The sequence below is a fragment of the Enterobacter sp. UPMP2052 genome (assembly GCF_053709675.1).
Genome location: NZ_JBSKJR010000002.1, coordinates 153,010 through 173,794, shown reverse-complemented (window position 1 = coordinate 173,794; position 20,785 = coordinate 153,010). Strand labels below are relative to the sequence as shown.

The following is a 20,785-nucleotide window of genomic DNA, read 5'->3' as shown; positions in this document are numbered from 1 at the left end:
AGGACATGTCACTCGAAAATGCACCCGATGAGGTCAAGCTGGCCGTGGATTTGATTATGCTGCTGGAGGATCACGCTATTCCGGCAGAGACGGTGCTGAAGGCGCTGGAGATTGTTAAGCGGGATTTTGAGGGAAAATTACCCTCACCCCGGCCCTCTCCCTGAGGGAGAGGGGGAAAACATCAGCAGATGTTAAGCGGGAGTGGGGTCGTCACCCTTCATCTCGCGCTTCACTTCCGTATATTCCTCACCTTTTTCATTGCGCAGGTGAACCTCAAGCTGGTTGAAGGCGATATTAATGTCGTTTTCACGGCACAGGCGATCGATGGCGCGGTTCAGTTCGTCCACGGTGTAGCTGCGATCGCGCAGTTCGCGCACGTACAGACGCAGCTCGTGGTCCAGCGTACTCGGCCCGAAGGTGGTGAAGAATACCGCCGGCGCAGGATCGTGCATCACTTTCGGATGATCGGCCGCCGCTTTCAGCAGCACCTCTTTCACTTTATCCAGATCGGATCCGTAGGCCACACCGAGGCGGATCACCACGCGGGTGGTGGTATCGGAGAGTGACCAGTTGATCAGGCGCTCGGTGACGAACGCTTTGTTCGGGATAATCACCTCTTTGCGATCGAAGTCGGTGATGGTGGTCGCACGGATACGGATCTTACTGACGGTACCGGAGAAGGTGCCGATGGTGACGGTATCGCCAATGCGCACCGGACGCTCAAACAGGATAATCAGGCCGGAGACGAAGTTACCGAAGATCTCTTGCAAACCAAAGCCCAGACCGACCGAGAGCGCCGCTGCCAGCCACTGGAGTTTATCCCACGCCACCCCCAAGGAGCCGAAGACGGTCATGGCACCCACGATGATAATCACGTAGTTGAGGATGGTAGTGATGGCATACGATGCCCCCTGGCGCAGGTTGAGCCGCGACAGGACCAGCACCTCCAGCAACCCCGGCAAGTTGCGAATCAAGGCCCAGGCGATAACCAGCGAGACCAGCGCAAAGAGCAGGCTGCCCATGGTCACACTCTTCATCACCGTGGCGCCGGCCTCGGTCGCGTTGTACTGCCAGAGCGTGATGCTGTCGAGATAGGCAAACACGGTGATCAAATCAGACCAGATGGCCCAGAACATCACTGCAAACAGCGCCACCATCACTAGCATGGTAATACGCATGGTCTGCTGGTTAACCTGCTCCAGCGCGATGGTCGGTTCTTCCTGCGGTTCAGCGCCTTCCGCCCCCTCCTTCACCTGATGCTGGCGACGGGCGATAGCACGACGGTAGGCGATACGCCGCGCCGCCACGCTCAGGCCACGCAGCACGGTCTGGAACAGCAGGTTCCAGAGAATCACCAGATAGACTGTTTCAATCCAGCGGCCCGACAGGCGCAGCGTGGTGTAGAAGTAGCCCGTCGCCGTCAGCACCATCAGCGCCAGCGGAATAATCGCCAGCACCGTGACGGTGACCAGACGCAGATTGTGCGACTCTTTATCGCGCCAGCTGTCGCGGCACATCGGCCACATCAGAACGGCAATCAGCAGCAGGTTAAGCATGATGACCAGCTGCCCCAGCACATCATCCATCAGATGAAGCGGGGAAAGCTCGGCCAGGACCGACCAGAAGTGCAGCGGCAGCAGCGCAAGGCTGATGCGCACAATCTGGCGACGCCAGTGGCTGGTGAGCGCTTCCGGCATGTTGAAGTGACGCACCGCCACGCCGTCTTTTTCCAGCACCTTCCAGCACAGGCCAAACACCAGCCAGAACAGCGCCAGCTTTTTGCTGAATGCCCACAGCAGGTCGCTGATATTGAGCTGCATGGTGAGCAGGATCAGCCCGGCAGCCAGAATCAACAGGCAGACCGGCAGCGCGCGGATAAGGTCAATCAGGATCGCTTTCGGGGTGTGCAGCTGGCTGTCGTTGCGCAGTTGCCCTACTTCGGATGCGAGCTTCGCCTGGTATTTTTTCAGCCAGCCCAGACGCCAGCGAATTAATCCGGCAATCAGCAGCAGCGGCAACCCCGCCAGGAAAGCAATCATCACCGCGGGCCAGGCTTTCTCCCAGTTGACGGTAATTTTCATGCTCTTGATCTGGGTCTTCAGGCTTTCCGGGAAGGATTTAACCCACTCCCAGTCCATCGGTTTGTTGCTGTTCACCCAGAAAATCTGCTGGGTCAAAATCTCCTGCAGGTTTTTCGAAACGCTCACCAGTTGCTGCTGGTTAATTTGCAGGTTGATGGCCATCATCAGCTGATTGCCAAGCTGTTTGTTGAGCTGGTCGAGCAGCTCGCGGCGCATATCCACCACCTGCAACAGCGCATCGTGTACTTCGCCGTTAACTTCTGCGGAGTGCCCTTCTTCCACTTTGGCGACGAACGCGTCGCTCTGGAAAAGCGCGTCGCGCTGCTGGTTCACGTCAAACTGCTCCAGACGTAAATCGGCGATGCGGTTAGTCATGTCCTCCAGCTCGTCGGCGGAGGGCAGCGTCTGCTGTTGCTGGTAAAGAATACGCGAGAGCAGAAGGCTGCCTTTCAGCACCGCGATCTGCTCTTTGATGTTACGTTCGGCCTGCAGGGCGCGATCGAGCCAGTTTTTGACTCGGATATTTTGCTGCACCAGCGTGTTGCCGCTCTCGGTTGCCACAATCAGACGCTGGCTGAGCTGATGGTTAATCTCCAGCTCTTGCTTCACCAGAGGATTTTCCTGAATGCGGGCCGTTTCGTCTGGCGATACCGCCTCCTGCGCCGTTTTTTCCGTCAGCGTCAGGCGCTTGCTGTTCACCGCTTCCTGCAGCAGCTGGAGCTGGTGTTCAAGGCGGTTGATATTGGCCGTGACGTAATCCCGCTGTTTTTGCAGGGTGTCCTGCAGCACCGTGTTCCCTTCCAGGCTTTTACGCTGCTGTTCAATCTCCGCGTTGAGCAAATTCTGCTGGATGAGCAGCAGCGTTTGCTGAGTGGGACGCAGCGCCCCTTCGCCCACGGTGGTGCCGTTCAGACGGTTGCGGATCTCCTGCAACTGTTGTGAGGCGGTGTACATCGCATTTTGCACGCGCTCAGGCTGGGTTTGCAGCGAGACAAGCTGGCTGTTATAGGTCGAGAGATCGGACTGCGCCGTTTGCAGGTCGTCCAACAGCTGCGCCACGCGCGATTCAAGCTGACGCAGTGAGAGCGAGGCGAGCGTTTTGCGGGTTTCGTCATCGTTATCCACGTCGCTCAGCGCACTCAGGGCATCCATCGCTTTGCGCATGTTGTCCGGTGCCTGCGCCACTTTCTGACGCAGCTGGGTCGTTTCGGCTTTGACGCGCTCGATTTTGTCCAGCGTTTCCAGCGTCTCCGTCAGATCGCCCTGAACGAGCTTCTCCTGAGGCGATAACTCTTTTTGTTTGTTGAGGGTTTCCAGCTGCGACTGAATGTCGGCACGCGTCGGAATATCACTGGAATTGTCTGCACGAGCATGCGCGAAAGGCGCAACCGTGAAAAAAATCAGGATAGCAAAAAGTAAAGCAATAACAGCGTTTTGCGAGCGATAGGTGTGCAGCATAGTCATGAATATGATGTCTGAGGATGACCGAAAATAGTCCGGCGTGAAGGATATCACGCCCGTCAGATGCAGAATAGCGCGAACATTCTCACTCCCGCGCAGAATACGGCTGAAGGGTTCAGGCAGACAACGGTACGGAATCGTCGCGAAGCGTTGGGCAGTACTGGCACATTTCAAGCAGGATGGCGACGTAGCTGCGCGCTTCCGCTTTCAGGTCAAAAGACTGGGGCGCGAAAAGCCAGTTTTCCATCAGCCCGGAAATATAGCTGCGCATCAGGATCGCCGCGCGGCGGGTCAGTAAATTGGCGGGCAACAATTTTGCCTGCATGCATTGATTTAACGTGTATTCTATGCGGTCATAGCTCTCCAGACACAGGCTGCGCTGCGCCTGCTGGACAACGGCCATTTCGCCAACAAACTCACATTTGTGAAAAATGATCTCCATCATCAGGCGACGGCGCTCTTCAACTACCGTTGCTTCAAGGATATATACTAATATCTCTCTTAATACTGAGAGTGGATCGTCGGGGAATTTTGCCCGATACTCAGTCTCAAGATCGCTAATGCTGGACTCTGATAGCTCCCAGATTTCACCGAACAGATCTGACTTGTCTTTAAAATGCCAGTAAATCGCTCCCCGCGTGACACCCGCGGCCTGAGCAATCTGCGCCAGCGAGGTTGACGAAACACCCTGCTGTGAAAACAAACGCATTGCCACATCAAGAATGTGTTGTCGGGTTTCCAGCGCTTGTTGTTTGGTTTTTCGTGCCATACGTCAGTGAATTTACAGGAGTCAGATTTACATACATTTGTGAATGTATGTACCATAGCATGACGATAATATAAACGCAGCAATGGGTTTTTAAACTCAGGACCCTTGATCAATTTGAAATCGGACACTCGAGGTTTACATATGAACAAAAACAGAGGGTTAACGCCTCTGGCGGTCGTTCTGATGCTCTCAGGCAGCTTAGCGCTTACAGGATGTGACGACAAACAGGCAGAACAAGGAGCTCAGCAGATGCCAGAAGTGGGTGTCGTGACGCTCAAATCCGAACCTCTGCAGATGACCACCGAATTACCGGGCCGAACCAGCGCTTACCGTATTGCGGAAGTGCGTCCACAGGTAAGCGGCATCATCCTGAAACGTAACTTCACCGAAGGCGGTGACGTGAAAGCAGGTGAGTCTCTGTATCAGATTGATCCAGCAACCTATCAGGCGTCTTATGAGAGCGCAAAAGGCGATCTGGCGAAAGCAGAAGCAGCAGCCAAGATCTCTCAGCTGACGTTGAACCGCTACAAAAAGCTGCTCGGCACGCAGTACATCAGCCAACAGGATTACGACACAGCCCTTGCCGATGCGCAGCAGACGAACGCGGCCGTTGTAGCGGCCAAAGCGGCCGTTGAGACGGCACGTATCAACCTCGCCTATACCAAAGTGACCTCTCCTATCAGCGGTCGCATTGGTAAATCTTCCGTCACGGAAGGGGCGCTGGTGCAGAACGGTCAAACCAATGCGCTCGCAACGGTGCAGCAGCTTGATCCGATCTACGTTGACGTCACGCAGTCCAGCAACGATTTCCTGCGCCTGAAGCAAGAGCTGGCTAACGGCACGCTGAAACAGGAAAACGGCAAAGCCAAAGTGGAGCTGGTGTCCAATGACGGTATCAAGTTCCCGCAGGCAGGCACACTGGAATTTTCTGATGTGACCGTCGACCAGACAACCGGGTCCATCACCTTACGTGCGATTTTCCCGAACCCTGACAAAAATCTGCTGCCAGGTATGTTCGTGCGCGCCCGTCTGGAAGAAGGGACCAATCCTAATGCGCTGCTGGTACCACAGCAGGGTGTGACCCGTACGCCGCGTGGCGATGCGAGCGCGCTGGTTGTCGGTGCTGATGACAAAGTAGAAACACGCAACATCACCGCCACGCAGGCGATTGGCGACAAGTGGCTGGTAACGGATGGCCTGAAAGCGGGTGATCGCGTGATTATTACTGGTTTGCAAAAAGTACGTCCTGGCGCGCAGGTGAAAGCGCAGGAAGTCAAATCTGACGATAAACAGCAAGCCGCAGCCGGTGGCCAGTCAGAACAAACCAAGTCTTAACTTAAACAGGAGCCGTTAAGACATGCCTAATTTCTTTATCGATCGCCCCATATTTGCATGGGTGATCGCCATTATCATCATGCTAGCCGGGGGACTTGCGATCCTGAAGCTGCCTGTCGCGCAATATCCAACGATTGCGCCACCGGCGGTGACGATCTCCGCAACCTACCCAGGGGCTGATGCCAAAACGGTGCAGGACACCGTGACACAGGTTATCGAACAGAACATGAACGGTATCGATAACCTGATGTACATGTCCTCAAACAGTGACTCAACCGGTACGGTTCAGATCACCCTGACCTTCGAGTCAGGCACTGATGCCGATATCGCGCAGGTTCAGGTGCAGAACAAACTGCAGCTGGCGATGCCGCTGCTGCCGCAGGAAGTACAACAGCAGGGTGTGAGCGTCGAGAAATCGTCCAGTAGCTTCCTGATGGTTGTTGGCGTTATCAACACCAACGGCACCATGACACAGGAGGATATTTCCGACTACGTAGGCGCCAACATGAAGGACGTGATCAGCCGTACGTCCGGTGTGGGTGACGTGCAGCTGTTCGGTTCCCAGTACGCGATGCGTATCTGGATGGATCCGAACAAACTGAACAACTTCCAGCTGACGCCGGTTGACGTGATCAGCGCTATTAAAGCGCAGAACGCCCAGGTTGCAGCCGGTCAGTTAGGCGGTACGCCGCCGGTGAAAGGCCAGCAGCTTAACGCCTCGATCATTGCGCAAACGCGTCTGACCTCTGCGGATGAGTTCGGCAAAATTCTGCTGAAAGTGAATCCGGACGGTTCTCAGGTTCGCCTGCGCGACGTGGCGAAAGTGGAACTGGGCGGTGAAAACTACGACGTTATCGCCAAGTTCAACGGCAAACCGGCTTCCGGTCTGGGTATCAAACTGGCAACCGGCGCTAACGCCCTGGACACCGCGGCAGCGATCCGTGCAGAGCTGAAGAAGATGGAACCTTTCTTCCCGTCAGGTCTGAAAATCGTTTACCCGTATGACACCACGCCGTTCGTGCAAATCTCCATTCACGAAGTGGTGAAAACGCTGGTTGAAGCGATCATCCTCGTGTTCCTGGTCATGTATCTGTTCTTGCAGAACTTCCGTGCAACGCTGATCCCAACCATCGCCGTGCCGGTTGTACTGCTCGGGACCTTCGCGATCCTGGCGATATTTGGCTACTCGATAAACACCCTGACGATGTTCGGGATGGTGCTCGCCATCGGCCTGTTGGTGGATGACGCCATCGTGGTGGTCGAGAACGTCGAGCGTGTGATGGCGGAAGAAGGCCTGCCGCCGAAGGAAGCAACCCGTAAGTCGATGGGCCAGATCCAGGGCGCGCTGGTCGGTATCGCGATGGTACTGTCTGCGGTATTTATCCCGATGGCCTTCTTCGGTGGCTCCACCGGGGCGATTTATCGCCAGTTCTCGATCACCATCGTTTCCGCGATGGCCCTGTCGGTGCTGGTGGCGTTGATCCTGACGCCAGCCCTGTGTGCCACCATGCTGAAACCGGTCCAGAAAGGTGGACACGGCGAGCATAAAGGCTTCTTCGGCTGGTTCAACCGCATGTTTGACAAGAGCACGAACCACTACACCGACAGCGTGGGCAGCATCCTGCGCAGCACCGGTCGTTACCTACTGCTCTATATCATCATCGTGGTAGGCATGGCCTTCCTGTTCGTTCGTCTGCCAAGCTCGTTCCTGCCAGACGAAGACCAGGGCGTGTTCCTGAGTATGGCTCAGCTTCCTGCAGGTGCCTCGCAAGAGCGTACCCAGAAGGTGCTGGATGAGATGACCGACTACTTCCTGACCAAGGAAAAAGACAACGTTGAATCCGTGTTTGCGGTTAACGGCTTTGGCTTTGCGGGTCGCGGTCAGAACACCGGTATTGCCTTCGTCTCTCTGAAAGACTGGTCCGAGCGTCCGGGTAAAGAGAACAAGGTAGAAGCGATTACCGGCCGTGCGATGGGCACCTTCTCGCAGATCAAAGATGCGATGGTGTTCGCGTTCAACCTGCCGGCAATCGTTGAGCTGGGTACGGCAACCGGCTTCGACTTCCAGCTGATTGACCAGGGCGGTTTAGGCCATGAGAAACTGACTCAGGCGCGTAACCAGCTGTTTGGGGAAGTTGCGAAACACCCTGACCTGCTGACCGGCGTGCGTCCTAACGGCCTGGAAGATACGCCGCAGTACAAGATCGACGTCGATCAGGAAAAAGCGCAGGCGCTGGGTGTGTCCATCAGCGACATTAATACCACGCTGGGTGCAGCCTGGGGCGGTAGCTACGTCAACGACTTCATCGACCGCGGTCGCGTGAAGAAAGTGTACGTCATGTCGGAAGCGAAATACCGTATGCTGCCGAACGATATCAATAACTGGTACGTTCGTGGTAGCGATGGTCAGATGGTGCCGTTCTCCGCCTTCTCTACCTCGCACTGGGAATACGGTTCACCGCGTCTGGAACGCTATAACGGCCTGCCATCGATGGAAATCCTCGGTCAGGCTGCAGAAGGTAAGAGTACCGGTGAAGCGATGGCGATGATGGAGCAGCTGGCCAGCAAACTGCCAGCGGGGATCGGCTATGACTGGACCGGCATGTCCTATCAGGAACGTCTGTCCGGCAACCAGGCCCCTGCCCTGTACGCCATCTCGCTGATCGTGGTCTTCCTCTGTCTGGCGGCGCTGTATGAGAGCTGGTCGATTCCGTTCTCGGTTATGCTGGTGGTTCCGCTGGGGGTTATCGGTGCGCTGCTGGCCGCTACGTTCCGCGGGTTAACCAACGACGTTTACTTCCAGGTGGGCCTGCTGACAACCATTGGGCTGTCGGCGAAGAACGCGATACTTATCGTGGAATTCGCCAAGGATCTGATGGAGAAAGAGGGCAAAGGCCTGATTGAAGCCACGCTTGACGCCGTACGTATGCGTCTGCGTCCCATCCTGATGACCTCGCTGGCGTTCATCCTCGGGGTGCTGCCGCTGGTTATCAGCTCCGGAGCCGGTTCCGGCGCGCAGAACGCCGTAGGTACGGGTGTAATGGGCGGGATGGTGACCGCGACCGTTCTGGCGATCTTCTTCGTGCCGGTGTTCTTCGTGGTGGTACGCCGCCGCTTCAGCCGCAAGAATGAAGATGTTGAGCATAGTCACCCGGTAGAACGTCACTGATACCGGTTTCACCTGATAAAAAGGCCGCATTTGCGGCCTTTTTTCTTTCTGATTAAAATCATAAATTACGCTTATTGCAGTTCTGTATATTTTCCGCCATCGTGAAAAGGCATATCATAATTAACTGAAAATTTAACAGGCGAATTTAGAATTTTTTTATTTCTATTTCTTCGCATACATTATTAGGAACATTCCTGGTTTTTTGTGCAACAGAGAGAGAAGTCTGAATCTGGACATCTAATGGCGTTAAGCTAACTCAATGAAACATAAGGAAGCCCTGAAAAAATAAGGTTATCGGGATAAAAAAATGCCGGCCTGAACGCACATTTGCGTAGAGGATCGCAGAGGCTGTTTTTAATTGTAATTTTTCGTAATAGCGCGGTGAAATCTTGATCAGAGTGGCTTATAGTTAGAGATATCAGGAACACAGCACCCGCGTGGCTAAGTGAGTTGTATCCATCCCGACAATGTTGTTCGGTGAGTAAGAAATCACTCAAAAGGGGATGCGCTATGGACGAGTACTCGCCAAAAAGGCATGATATCGCGCAGTTGAAATTTCTCTGCGAATCCTTGTACCATGACTGTCTTGCCAATCTTGATGAAAGTAACCATGGGTGGGTTAACGACCCCACCTCGGCCATCAATTTGCAGCTTAATGAGCTGATAGAGCATATCGCCACCTTCGCACTTAATTATAAAATTAAGTACAATGAAGATAATAAGCTGATTGAGCAAATTGATGAATATCTGGATGACACTTTTATGTTGTTCAGCAGTTACGGCATTAACGCACAGGATTTGCAGAAATGGCGTAAATCAGGAAATCGGCTATTCCGTTGTTTCATCAATGCAAGTCGAGCTAATCCTGTTAGCCTTTCCTGTTAAAATTATTACAATGACTAAGGTGAATTTATGTCTGAAAAACCATTAACCAAGATCGATTATTTGATGCGCTTGCGACGTTGTCAGTCACTGGACACACTTGAACGTGTTATCGAAAAAAATAAATATGAGCTTTCTGATAACGAACTGGCTGTATTTTACTCAGCAGCGGATCATCGCCTGGCCGAGTTAACCATGAATAAGCTTTACGACAAAATACCGTCTTCCGTATGGAAATTTGTCCGTTAATTTTTGTACCTGGCTGTAGAGTGTCTACGTCAATGTTAGTGGGATTCCCTTTCGCGTTACGCCCCCCTGTGTGACACACAGGTCCCCGTGTGAAGAATCACTCACAACAATGTTGTGACTATCGTCACACCTGCCTTTTGGGAACGTTCCCTTTATGTTGAATTCCTTTTACCTTTAGGTCATCAACAAATGCTGAGAGGTTCCCATGAGTGAAGAAAAACGAAAGATGATTGCGGGCGAGCTGTATCGCCCTGGCGATGAAACGCTACGGGCCGATCGGTTGCGCGCGCGTCATCTGCTGCATCGTTATAACCACACCGCACCTGATGAGAAAGCAGAACGCACGGCCTTGCTGAAGCAACTGCTGGGGCAAAGCGAAGGCGCATATATAGAGCCGAGCTTTCGGTGTGACTATGGCTACAACATTTTTCTGGGCAACGATTTTTACGCCAACTTTGACTGCGTGATGTTAGACGTCTGCCCTGTCCATATTGGCGATAACTGTATGCTTGCGCCGGGCGTGCATATCTATACGGCCACCCACCCGCTGGATCCGACAGAGCGCAATAGCGGGGCTGAATATGGCAAACCGGTGACCATCGGCAACAACGTCTGGATTGGCGGACGCGCGGTAATCAACCCTGGCGTGACGATCGGCGATAACGCGGTGATCGCCTCCGGCGCAGTCGTGGTTAAAGACGTTCCGGCGAATGCCGTGGTGGGCGGTAACCCGGCGAAGATCATTAAGATGCTGTAAGCCTGCCAGACGTAACTGTTATGGCTTTTCACCCCATAACTGTTACTTTCCTCCCCCCGGCCGCTCCCCTAAAATGAGCAGATCCCCTGTATTTTCACGATTCATGAAGGCAAAAAATGACAGAGATACAGCGCCTGCTCACCGCCACCATCGACGATCTCAACACCCGTGAAAAGCGCGACAATCGCCCGCGCTTTAGCATCAGCTTTATCCGCAAACATCCGGGACTGTTTGTTGCCATGTACGCCGCCTGGCTGGCCACGCTGGTTGTCATGATGACCTCCACAACGCTTGCCGACTCGGTCTGGCTTCTGGTGGTGCTCTTTGTGGTGTTTAACGCGTTCTTCTTTTTTGACGTTAACCCGCGCTATCGCTATGAAGATATCGACGTGCTTGATTTCCGGGTCTGCTATAACGGCGAATGGTATAACACGCGCTATGTGCCGTCGGAGCTGATCGACAACATTCTTCATTCGCCGTCGGTCGATATCAGGCAAAAAGAGCAGCTGCAAAAAATGGTCTCGACCAAGGGACAGCTCTCTTTCTACGACGTGTTCACCCTTTCCCGCCCCGCTGCTGCACAATCAGCTGCTGTAAACGCCTGACTGCGGGTGTGAACTGCGAGGCAGAGGTATTACCGTACCCCAGCACCAGGCCGGTTTGCCCCTGCTTCGTCTCAAGGTAGTATCCGCTCAGCGCCGCCGGTGCCAGCAGGAAGGCTCTCGCCTGCTGGGCTATTTCGCTGTCGTCGATGCCCTCAATCGCCACGGTAAGATGCATGCCCCCCTCACCCGCCAGCACGCGATGTTCAACGTGCAGTTCAGCGCTTAGCGTCTCGCGAAGCTGTCGGTAGCGTTTGCGGTAGAGCCTGCGCATCGCCGCAAGATGCCGCGCATAATGCCCCTCCTCAATAAACAGCGCCAGCGTGCGCTGCTCGGCGCGATGACCGCCGCGCAGCAACGAGCCGATAGCATGTCCCGTGGCCTTTGCCAGCGCAGGCGGGAGAACCATAAAACCGATCCGCAGCGACGGAAAAAGCGTTTTACTGAACGTCCCGAGATAAACCACCGGCGCGTTTTTTATCATCCCGAGCATCGCCGGAACCGGCTCACCGGCGTAACGAAACTCGCTATCGTAATCATCCTCAATGATCCACGCCTTGTGGTGCTGCGCCAGCGCAAGCAGCGCCAGGCGTCGGCGCGCGCTAAGCACGCTCCCGTAGGGAAACTGATGGGAAGGCGAGGTAAAAATCAGCGACGGGGCAGGCGCGGGCTGTGCTTCCCAGCGCATTCCCTCGTCGTCCACCGGCATACCCACCATCCTTAAGCCGGATTTGGCAAACGCGCTTTTTGCTCCGGCATAGCCGGGGTTCTCCACCCAGGCGACGTCGCCTGGCTCGCTGAGCAGTTGGGTGCAGAGGTTAACGCCCTCCAGCGCCCCCTCGGTGATGACTATCTGGCTGGCCTCGCAGTTAATTCCGCGAGAAAGGGCCAGGTGACGGGCGATGGCCTCGCGCAACGCCGGTTCACCCGCCGGGTAGCCATAGCCCAGCAGGGCGCTGCCCTCCTCCCGCAAAACGCGATCGTACAGGCGTCGCCACAAAGGCAGCGGGAAATAATTGATAGCGGGCGTGCCGGGGGTCAGTGCCATAACCGGCGTGTCGCGGGGCGTGGGTGTCGGCAGCAGGGTCACACGTTTTGCAAGCGTGACCGCAGGCTCGGGTAAATCCCTGGCGATAGCGCGGGGAGCCAGCTGCGCCACGCGCGTTCCCTGACGGTTACGCAGCAAATACCCTTCGAGCGTGAGCTGCTCCAGGGCCGCATTGACGGTGTTGCGCGAAAGGTGAAGCTGCTGCGCAACGGTGCGCGAGCCCGGCAGGCGGCTATCGGCGCGCAGCCTGCCGCCCAATATCGCCTCCCGCAGCGTCAGATACAGGGTGCGCTGCAGCGTCTCGTCTTCACGCGTGTCGAGCGCATCCCTTAACAGGGCATGAAATTCATCGCCAGGTATATTCATTTATCTCTCCCGTGGTACCACGAAAATATAACTCAGTGGTGCTTTTTAAGGAACCAGAACTTATCTACTCTGAGGGTCTACTGACGATGACGGGGAAAACAATGAATACAATCAATGCGTTTGGACAACCGATGGGCGATGCACTGGAAGACTGGCAGCCACGCCCCCATCCTGAGCGGGTGGTACTGACGGGCCGCTATTGTCGGCTTGAACCTTTATGCGTCGGGCACGCACAGGCACTGTTTTCCGCCTATCAGCTGGCGGAAGACACGCGCAGCTGGACGTGGCTGCTGCGCGAATCCGATGCCACCGCCGACGCGTTTGCCGGTTGGGTCGAAAGCGTCTGTGCGCTCTCTGATCCCATGCATTTCACGGTGATTGATAATCAGACGCAGTCTCCGGTCGGCACGCTGGCGCTGATGCGTATCGATCCCGTCAACGGGGTTGTCGAAGTGGGTCATGTGCATTTTTCACCGCTGCTCAGCCGCACGGTAATGTCCACCGAAGCGCACGCTCTGCTGATGCGTTATGTCTTTGATACGCTGGGCTATCGACGCTACGAATGGAAGTGCAACAGCCTTAACGAGCCGTCCCGCAAAGCGGCGCTGCGTCTGGGCTTTCAGTATGAAGGACGCTTTCGTCAGGCGCTGGTCACGAAAGGTCATAACCGGGATACGGACTGGTTTTCAATCATTGATAAAGAGTGGCCCGGGCTGGCGGTCGCCTTTGAGAAATGGCTTGCCACCGACAATTTCAGCGCCGATGGCAAGCAGGTAAGATCCCTGGAAAAGTGGCGAGATGCGCGCCTCTAACGCCGTTTTTTGCGTCCCTGTACCGCTTTAAAGCGCGGGTTAGATTTGCAAATAACGTACAGACGTCCCTTGCGTTTGACGATCTGGCAGTCGGGATGGCGCTGTTTGGCGCTGCGCAGCGAGTTAAGTACCTGCATGGTTAACCTCGCTTCGCATTAAGAAAGCCGCCAAAACGCTTGCGGAAGCGTGCTGCGCTGCCGTCCGTCGAGAACGTTTTTTGCTTACCGGTATAAAACGGATGCGATTTTGAAGAGACCTCGATGGTGATATACGGATAGGTTTCACCGTCGAGTTCAATTTCGCGGTCCGTTTTAATGGTCGAACCGACCTTAAAGTATTCGTTGGCACTGGTGTCATGAAACACAACAGTGCGATAGGCAGGATGGATATTTGTTTTCATCGTGGACTCTTCATGTATTGTTATAACATAACAAAATAATATCTGAGCACTGGCGCAAAAACAACCCTCAATCACGCATCACGTTGACAGCGATCTGTCCTGCATCCCCTTTTCTGAGCTAAAATCAATCGCTTTGACGCGCTATACGGTATTATTTGACGATAACGTCTTTCTCTTCTGAAGGGCTTACTCAGCGCCCCGGAGCGGGCATATGAGGAAGGATACAACCGCATGAGAACCCGACATCTGGTCAGTCTGGTAACAGGTATACTGATTTTTTCGGTGCTGGTCCCCATTTGCCTCAGCATCTGGCTGGCGCACCGACAGGCGGAAGAGAAATTTGTGGACGCGCTCGACACTTACGCATCACGCGTCCTGCTGCGCACGGATAAAGTGGTGGACCAGGCTAAAGGCGCGCTCAACCATCTTCAGACCCTGTCCTATCCTCCGTGCAGCCCTTTGCATCTGCGTGAAATGCGGCGCGTCGCCTTCGCTTCACGTTATATTCAGGAAGTGATCTACGCTGAGAATCTGGAGCCACGCTGCTCCTCTCTGGAACAGACCAGCAGCACCGCCCCCTTTCCACCGCCAATGCGCACCACGCATGATGGCTATGACGCCTGGCTAACCACGCAAAACGATTTGGGCTTTAATCACTATATGGCGGTGATGGGAAAGGGAAATTATCTGGTGATGATCGATCCTGACTTGCTGGTCGATGTGATCCCCTTTGGCGCGGTGCGGATGGATGCGGCCCTGATTGGTCACAGTAATCATGTTGTCTTTGCCAGCAGCGACACGCTCGACCCGCAGATTCGCCATCAACTGGAAACGCTAACGCCTGCGTGTCTGCAGTTCAACGGTTCGATGTACGTTGCGAAATCGGTTCCCGACCTGGGCGTTACGGTGGTGACGTGGGCGGCGTTAAAACCGCTGGAAGCGTCCTGGCACCGGCAACTTATTTTCTGGCTTCCCTTCGGTATTCTGGTCAGCCTGCTCGCGGCGCTGTTTGTCCTGCGGATCCTGCGCCGCCTTCAGTCTCCGAAGAACCGTCTGCAGGATGCCCTTAACAGCCGCGATTTTGTGGTTCACTACCAGCCTATTGTGGACCTGGAAAGCGGAAAAGTCGTCGGTGCCGAAGCGCTGAGCCGCTGGCCCCAGCCTGACGGCAGCAGCCTGTCTCCGGATATCTTTGTGCCGCTGGCCGAGCAGACGGGTCTTATTTCACAGCTGACCCAGCAGGTTATCGAAAAGGTGTTCGAGGACATGGGCCACTGGCTTCATCTGCACCCTGATCAGCATATTTCGATTAACCTTGCGCCTGCGGATTTGACCTCAGGCAAGATCCCGCCACTGCTGCACAGCCTGCTGAACAAATGGGAGGTTCATCCCCGACAGATAGCCCTGGAACTGACCGAACGCGGCTTTGCCGACCCGAAGGTCAGCATCCCGGCCCTTGCCGAATTTCGTCATGCGGGACATGCCATCTATATTGATGATTTTGGTACCGGCTACTCCAGCCTGAGTTATTTGCAGGATCTGGACGTCGATACGCTCAAGATCGACAAATCCTTTGTCGATGCGCTGGAGTACAAAAACGTCACACCGCACATCATCGAAATGGCGAAATCGCTCAAGCTGGCGATGGTTGCGGAAGGGATTGAGACAGAAGGCCAGCTTGCGTGGCTGCATCGTCACGGCGTGCAGTATGGACAAGGCTGGTACTACAGCAAGGCGCTGCCAAAGGTGGAGTTTATTCTGTGGGCCGAACGCAATCTCGACCCGCTTCAGCCTGAGTAAGTGCGGCCACGCTGGGTGGCCGCGTCGTGCAGGTTAACGGTCGCGTTGTTGCCAGCTAAAGCTATAGCGCAGCTGGCGGTGTTGCAGGATAAATTCCGGTGACACGCTCGGGCTCCACGAATCATCGCCCCCCACGCCCATATGGAAAGCATCGAGACTCAGCCAGCAGCCCGGCTCATCGCGCAGCAAATGCTGGTGCGTTGTCTCACGAAGCTGCTTCTGGCTATGACGGCTGACGGAGAAGTGGAAACGCCCCCGCAGCGCGTGCGCGCCGAAATCCAGTTCGCGCGTGTCGCAGCGCAGGCCGTTTTCCGTCGGGAAGATGTACGGCGTCTGCATGGCGTGCAGCGGTAACGTCCAGCGCCCCTGCTGTGCCGCCAGCTTACGGTCCGGGTAGTTTTCCAGCGGTCCTGACCCCAGCCACTGTACGGTTTCAGGCGTCTGCGCAAGCTGAATGCTCAGGCCAATCCGCGCCGGCTCGGGAATATCCGCCGCAACCTGCACCTGGACCTCGCCGTGCAGGATGCCTTCATCATCAATCCGCCAGACCTTGTGACTCAGGAATAACGCCTTGCCGCGATGCTCCCAGACATGACGCGTGGTAACGACCGCCTCGCCAGCCCGTTGTTCCGCCTCGCAGTGCAGCAGGCGCGGGGTAACATCGTACATTCCCGCCGCCTTCCAGCGCTCGACCCAGGCATTCGGATCGATGCGCGTGGCTTCGCTGACGCCGATATCGTTATCCAGCGGGGCACGCGTAAAGTTATCCGTCAGCGGCGTGAGCAGCGTTTCCGCGCCACGGTTCCGCCACCCGGACAGGTGCCCTGAGACGCGATCAAACAGCCACTGCTGATGCCGGTGCGTAATTTCAAGTCGATCATCGCGCGTCACCAGAACCGGCGCACTGCCTTTGGGTTTTGACGGCGGGATGTACAGCGGAGCCGCAAGCGGCCACTGATCCCAGGCGCAGCGATGGTTTTCCCGTGACCATGGCGTCGCCCGCGGCTGGACAATCTCAACGTTAAGCCAGACCTCGCCCGGCGACGCGGCTAGCGCAGGCTGGTCGAGCGCCAGACGCTGCGTGCCCTGCGGCGCGATGCACAGCGCTATCTCGCCGGAGGCCAGCACCTCGCCATCACGCGCAATGGACCACCTCAGATGCTCATTATCGGTGTCGCGGAACAGATAATCACTTTGCACCTCAACCACCAGCGGGGAGGTGCTCGCCAGCCTGAACGTGAAGAATTGCTGGGCGCGCTGGGCCTCATACAGCGCCGGATGCGGAGTACGATCCGGAAAAACCAGCCCGTTCAGGCAAAACTGCCGGTCGTTTGGCTTATCGCCGAAATCGCCGCCGTAGGCCCAGAACGCGTTACCGTTTTCGTCTTTTTTGGTCAGCGCCTGGTCAACCCAGTCCCAGACAAACCCGCCCTGCAGGCGCGGATGGTCGCGAAACGCCTGCCAGTATTTGGCGAAGCCACCGAAGCTGTTGCCCATCGCATGGGCGTATTCGCAGAGGATCAGCGGACGCGTTTCATCCGGCATACCGATCCATTTCTTAATCGACCACTTAGGAACCGCCGGGAACGGCTGATCGCAATCAACGCGGGCGTACATCGGGCACACAATATCCGTCGCCGTCGTGTTTGCCCCGCCGCCTTCATACTGCACCGGACGCGTCGGATCGGTGGTTTTGATCCAGCGATACAGCGCATCGTGGTTGGCCCCATGCCCGGACTCATTGCCCAATGACCAGATGATGATCGACGGGTGGTTGCGATCGCGCTGCACCATGCGGGTCACGCGCTCGCTCATGGCGGGAAGCCAGCGCGGATCGTCAGCGAGGCGGCTCATCGGCACCATGCCGTGCGTTTCGATATTGGCCTCGTCGACCACGTACAGCCCATAGCGATCGCACAGGGAGTACCACAGCGGATGGTTCGGGTAGTGCGAGCAGCGTACGGCATTAAAATTGTGCTGCTTCATCAATTCAATGTCGCGGCGCATTGTGGCTTCATCCATCACCTGCCCTCGTTCAGGGTGGTGTTCATGGCGGTTCACGCCGCGGATCAACAGCGGTTTGCCGTTTAGCTTCAGCAGACCGTTGCTGATTTCAACCCGACGAAAGCCGACATCGCAGGCCTCCACCTCCAGCACCTTGCCCTCACTATCCTGGAGCGCAAGCGTCAGACGATACAGCTCGGGGGTTTCCGCGCTCCAGAGGGCGGGAGCATCGACAGGCATCGACACCGTCAGCCGCTCATCCCAGCGGCCACGTTCATCCACAATAGCGGAGCCAGGACGCTTGCAGGCGCTGGCGCACGGTTCGCCGTGGCGCCACAGCGTTAACGCCACGCTGCAATCCGCATAGCGGGCACCGGCCAATGCGACGTCAACCTTCAGCACCGCGCGGTCACACTCGGCGTTCAGATCGGTCGCCACGGTATAATCGGCAATCTGCGTCCCGGGCTTATGCAGCAGCGTCACGTCGCGGAAGATACCGCTCATGCGCCACATATCCTGGTCTTCGAGATAGCTCCCGTCGCACCAGCGTAACACCATCACCGCCAGGCGGTTTTCCCCGGGACGCAGCGCGGTGGAGAGATCAAACTCGGCCGGCAGGCGGCTGTCCTGTGAGTAGCCGATCCACTCCCCGTTGCACCACAGATGAAAAGCCGAATTCACGCCATCGAAGATGATGCGGGTTTGACCGCTTTCCAGCCAGGCGTCATCCGGAGTAAATGTGAGCGAGTAACAACCCGTAGGGTTTTCAGCCGGAACAAAGGGCGGATTGACGGCGATAGGGTAAGTGACGTTGGTGTAGATGGGCGTATCGAACCCCTGCATCTGCCAGTTAGACGGCACGGGCATCGCGACGGCATCAGGCAGTTCGTCCGTCACCCACGCCTCGGGAACCTGCTCAGGGGCCGGAAACAGTGCAAACCGCCATTCGCCGTTCAGTGACCGCCTGCCCGGCGAATGTTCGTCCTCTCTGGCGCACCGCTCATCGCGCCAGCTATGAAGCGGCGCATGGGCCGCCAGACGATTCCACTGCGTAACGCCGGGATTTTCCCAGTCCCGACGCGCCAGAAGTGCGCTGAGGGTCAGCGGCTGTATATTGGACATAATAACCTCGTTGCGAAGCGCTCACAATTTTAGTCAACATGCCCTGGCAACATGCGGGGGTAAAGCACCTGACGGCAAGGAAGCGGGCCAGATCACAAAAGATCTACCCGCGCGCGATTTTCTCGGCCAGCACGGCCAGGCTTCTTAGCTGCCGGGCCAGATCTTCACGTTCAGCCTGCAAAGGCGCGCGCGGGGCGCTGGACTGTCGGATAATCAGGGTGACGGGAAGCTGCTTCTGCCAGCGCGTTTCGCCCTGCGTCGGGGCCAGCAGCCACTCCACGCTTTGCTCGCCCGCCTCGCGGAAGGCCTGACGTATGGTGGTGAGCGGGGGCGTGAACCAGGCGCTGTCGGCCGTGTCATCAAACCCCACGATCGCGACCTGCCCGGGGACGGCAACCCCCTTTTCTGTGCAGGCGCGTATCACGCCCAGCGCCATCTGATCGTTTGCCACAAGGATGGCCTCGGGCAATTCCGCGCCCGATAACAGCTGATGGCCTTTTTCGTATCCCGAAGCAGCACTCCAGTCGCCGCAGGCTTCGCCAGCAGGCTGAAGATCCGCCTGCGCCAGCACGTCGCGCCAGCCCGCGAGACGCGCCTTCGCCGAGACGGCATCGTTGGGCCCGCTGAGCAGCGCAATCCGCCGGTGTCCGAGGGCGAGAAGATGCTCAGCCCCGAGTCGCGCCCCCTGCCCGGCATCAAAGACCAGACTGTTAACCTCTGCAGAAGGGGCAACATCAAGGAACAGAATCGGCACAGGCGAGGCTATCGACTGCAACCGTTCCGCGTACGGATCGTCGAGCGGAACGTTGACCAGCAGCGCATCCACGCGCTGCGCCAGCAACTCCTGCAGGGCGCCCTGACACTGCTCAGGGCGTTCAACCATCGAAATCAGTACGCTCGCCCCCTGCTCGCCCGCGCGGGTTTTTACCGCCGAGGCAATTTGTGACGGGGCGTGGAGGGCAAGGTCGGTGGTTATCAGCCCCAGCGTGCGGGTGCGCTTTCCGGCCAGTTGCTGCGCCCCACGGTTCGGGACGTAATGCAGCTCCGCCATGGCCCGCAGGACCTTTTCCCGCGTCCGGGCAGAGACATGCTCTGCCTCGTTAATGACGCGGGACACCGTCTGATAAGAAACCCCCGCAAGGCGGGCTACGTCATAAAGGGTGATCGCTTTCATGCACTCTGACACCGTTAAAATAGATGCCGCTATTCTGGCACATCGGCCTTATGAATACCTATGAGCGCTTCGCATTATTACACCACCCGCGCAGGCTTACCCACTCGCGGCTTCTGGCGAAACCACGGCATACAGAGCTGAATGAGCGGGCCAATGGACAATGCATATAGCACCGTGCCGATGCCAAAGGTTCCGCCCAGCGCGATGCCAATCACCAGCACCGAGACTTCAATCACCGTGCGCACCACCCGGATTGACCAGCCAAACCGCGCATGCATACCGGTCATCAGCCCGTCACGCGGGCCTGCGCCAAAGCCCGCGCCGATATACATCCCGGTTGCAAGGGCATTCACCACGATGCCAGACACCAGCAGGGCGATACGGATCGGCAGCGAGGTCAGTTCCGGGATCAGCGCCATTGAAGCATCCGCCGCCAGGCCAATACAGATCACGTTGCTGATCGTCCCAAGCCCGGGAAGCTGGCGAAGCGGGATCCACAGCAGCAAGACCGCCGCCCCGGTCAGGATAATCACCGTACCGATGGTCATTCCCAGCTGAAGCGCGACCCCGAGGTGAAACACATCCCACGGATCGACACCCAGATCCGAACGGATAAACATCGCGGTCGACAGGCCATACAGCCCCAGCCCGATATAAAGTTGAACCAGACGACGTACCATTATTTACTCTCTACAATGAATCAGGCGTTCATCATGGCGGAAAATGGCACTATGATTAATGTCCAGTTTTCAAA

Annotated in this window: 16 protein-coding genes and 1 pseudogene; 9 read left to right on the top strand and 8 right to left on the bottom strand. The window is 56.5% G+C overall.

Annotated elements, in window-relative coordinates; genetic code table 11:
• Nucleotides 1-5: 5 nt before the first annotated feature.
• Nucleotides 6-195, top strand: a pseudogene (gene rsmS / locus ACWKX3_RS10960) (pleiotropic regulatory protein RsmS).
• Here the strand turns inward: rsmS and mscK are convergent.
• Nucleotides 192-3,539, bottom strand: a complete 3,348-nt coding sequence (gene mscK, locus ACWKX3_RS10955) for a mechanosensitive channel MscK (protein ID WP_454541861.1) — start codon at nt 3,537-3,539, stop codon at nt 192-194. The pseudogene rsmS and the gene mscK sit on opposite strands and share 4 nt — an antisense overlap.
• Before the next feature lie 118 nt (nt 3,540-3,657).
• Complete coding sequence (gene acrR, locus ACWKX3_RS10950; RefSeq protein ID WP_006176942.1) at nt 3,658-4,311, bottom strand: multidrug efflux transporter transcriptional repressor AcrR; 654 nt, start codon at nt 4,309-4,311, stop codon at nt 3,658-3,660.
• Between the two features lie 141 nt (nt 4,312-4,452).
• Here acrR and acrA point away from each other — a divergent pair, with 141 nt between their 5' ends.
• The 6 genes from acrA (at nt 4,453) to ACWKX3_RS10920 (ending at nt 11,308) form a co-directional block, all read left to right on the top strand.
• Entirely contained in the window at nt 4,453-5,646 is a 1,194-nt protein-coding gene (gene acrA / locus ACWKX3_RS10945) for a multidrug efflux RND transporter periplasmic adaptor subunit AcrA (protein WP_006176941.1), read from the top strand.
• Between the two features lie 22 nt (nt 5,647-5,668).
• The gene (acrB, locus tag ACWKX3_RS10940; protein WP_058609279.1) at nt 5,669-8,815 is read left to right on the top strand and encodes a multidrug efflux RND transporter permease subunit AcrB; all 3,147 of its coding nucleotides are present in this window, start codon (nt 5,669-5,671) and stop codon (nt 8,813-8,815) included.
• Between the two features lie 510 nt (nt 8,816-9,325).
• Nucleotides 9,326-9,700 (top strand): Hha toxicity modulator TomB, encoded by a 375-nt coding sequence (gene tomB, locus ACWKX3_RS10935; protein WP_006176939.1) that lies wholly within the window; start codon nt 9,326-9,328, stop codon nt 9,698-9,700.
• A gap of 27 nt (nt 9,701-9,727) precedes the next feature.
• The gene (locus tag ACWKX3_RS10930) at nt 9,728-9,946 is read left to right on the top strand and encodes an HHA domain-containing protein (protein WP_006176938.1); all 219 of its coding nucleotides are present in this window, start codon (nt 9,728-9,730) and stop codon (nt 9,944-9,946) included.
• A gap of 205 nt (nt 9,947-10,151) precedes the next feature.
• Nucleotides 10,152-10,703, top strand: a complete 552-nt coding sequence (gene maa, locus ACWKX3_RS10925) for a maltose O-acetyltransferase (protein ID WP_088207831.1) — start codon at nt 10,152-10,154, stop codon at nt 10,701-10,703.
• A 116-nt stretch (nt 10,704-10,819) separates the two neighbouring features.
• Nucleotides 10,820-11,308, top strand: coding sequence for a YlaC family protein (locus ACWKX3_RS10920; RefSeq protein ID WP_454541736.1), 489 nt, complete (start codon nt 10,820-10,822; stop codon nt 11,306-11,308).
• Here ACWKX3_RS10920 and pdxR read toward each other — a convergent pair.
• Nucleotides 11,259-12,719, bottom strand: coding sequence for a MocR-like pyridoxine biosynthesis transcription factor PdxR (pdxR, locus tag ACWKX3_RS10915; RefSeq protein ID WP_454541735.1), 1,461 nt, complete (start codon nt 12,717-12,719; stop codon nt 11,259-11,261). The two genes, ACWKX3_RS10920 and pdxR, sit on opposite strands and share 50 nt — an antisense overlap.
• Before the next feature lie 101 nt (nt 12,720-12,820).
• On the opposite strand from pdxR, the gene ACWKX3_RS10910 reads away from it, so the two are divergent.
• The gene (locus ACWKX3_RS10910) at nt 12,821-13,531 is read left to right on the top strand and encodes a GNAT family N-acetyltransferase (RefSeq protein WP_454541734.1); all 711 of its coding nucleotides are present in this window, start codon (nt 12,821-12,823) and stop codon (nt 13,529-13,531) included.
• Here ACWKX3_RS10910 and ykgO read toward each other — a convergent pair.
• Both ykgO and ACWKX3_RS10900 read right to left on the bottom strand, forming a co-directional pair.
• On the bottom strand, nt 13,528-13,668 hold the full coding sequence (ykgO, locus tag ACWKX3_RS10905; RefSeq protein ID WP_003859006.1) for a type B 50S ribosomal protein L36: 141 nt from the start codon (nt 13,666-13,668) through the stop codon (nt 13,528-13,530). The genes ACWKX3_RS10910 and ykgO overlap by 4 nt on opposite strands.
• Nucleotides 13,669-13,670: 2 nt before the next feature.
• Nucleotides 13,671-13,931: a type B 50S ribosomal protein L31 gene (locus ACWKX3_RS10900; RefSeq protein WP_454541733.1), complete on the bottom strand. Its 261-nt coding sequence runs from the start codon at nt 13,929-13,931 to the stop codon at nt 13,671-13,673.
• Between the two features lie 231 nt (nt 13,932-14,162).
• On the opposite strand from ACWKX3_RS10900, the gene ACWKX3_RS10895 reads away from it, so the two are divergent.
• The gene (locus ACWKX3_RS10895; protein WP_454541732.1) at nt 14,163-15,731 is read left to right on the top strand and encodes an EAL domain-containing protein; all 1,569 of its coding nucleotides are present in this window, start codon (nt 14,163-14,165) and stop codon (nt 15,729-15,731) included.
• A 33-nt stretch (nt 15,732-15,764) separates the two neighbouring features.
• Here the strand turns inward: ACWKX3_RS10895 and ACWKX3_RS10890 are convergent, their stop codons facing one another.
• From ACWKX3_RS10890 to yczE, 3 genes are all read right to left on the bottom strand, one after another.
• Nucleotides 15,765-18,857, bottom strand: coding sequence for a beta-galactosidase (locus tag ACWKX3_RS10890; protein ID WP_454541731.1), 3,093 nt, complete (start codon nt 18,855-18,857; stop codon nt 15,765-15,767).
• Nucleotides 18,858-18,960: 103 nt separating this feature from the next.
• Nucleotides 18,961-20,031, bottom strand: a complete 1,071-nt coding sequence (locus ACWKX3_RS10885) for a LacI family DNA-binding transcriptional regulator (RefSeq protein ID WP_454541730.1) — start codon at nt 20,029-20,031, stop codon at nt 18,961-18,963.
• Nucleotides 20,032-20,108: 77 nt separating this feature from the next.
• Nucleotides 20,109-20,711 carry a membrane protein YczE gene (gene yczE / locus ACWKX3_RS10880; RefSeq protein ID WP_454541729.1) on the bottom strand — a complete coding sequence of 201 codons (603 nt, stop codon included), beginning with the start codon at nt 20,709-20,711 and terminating at the stop codon, nt 20,109-20,111.
• Nucleotides 20,712-20,785 lie beyond the last annotated feature (74 nt).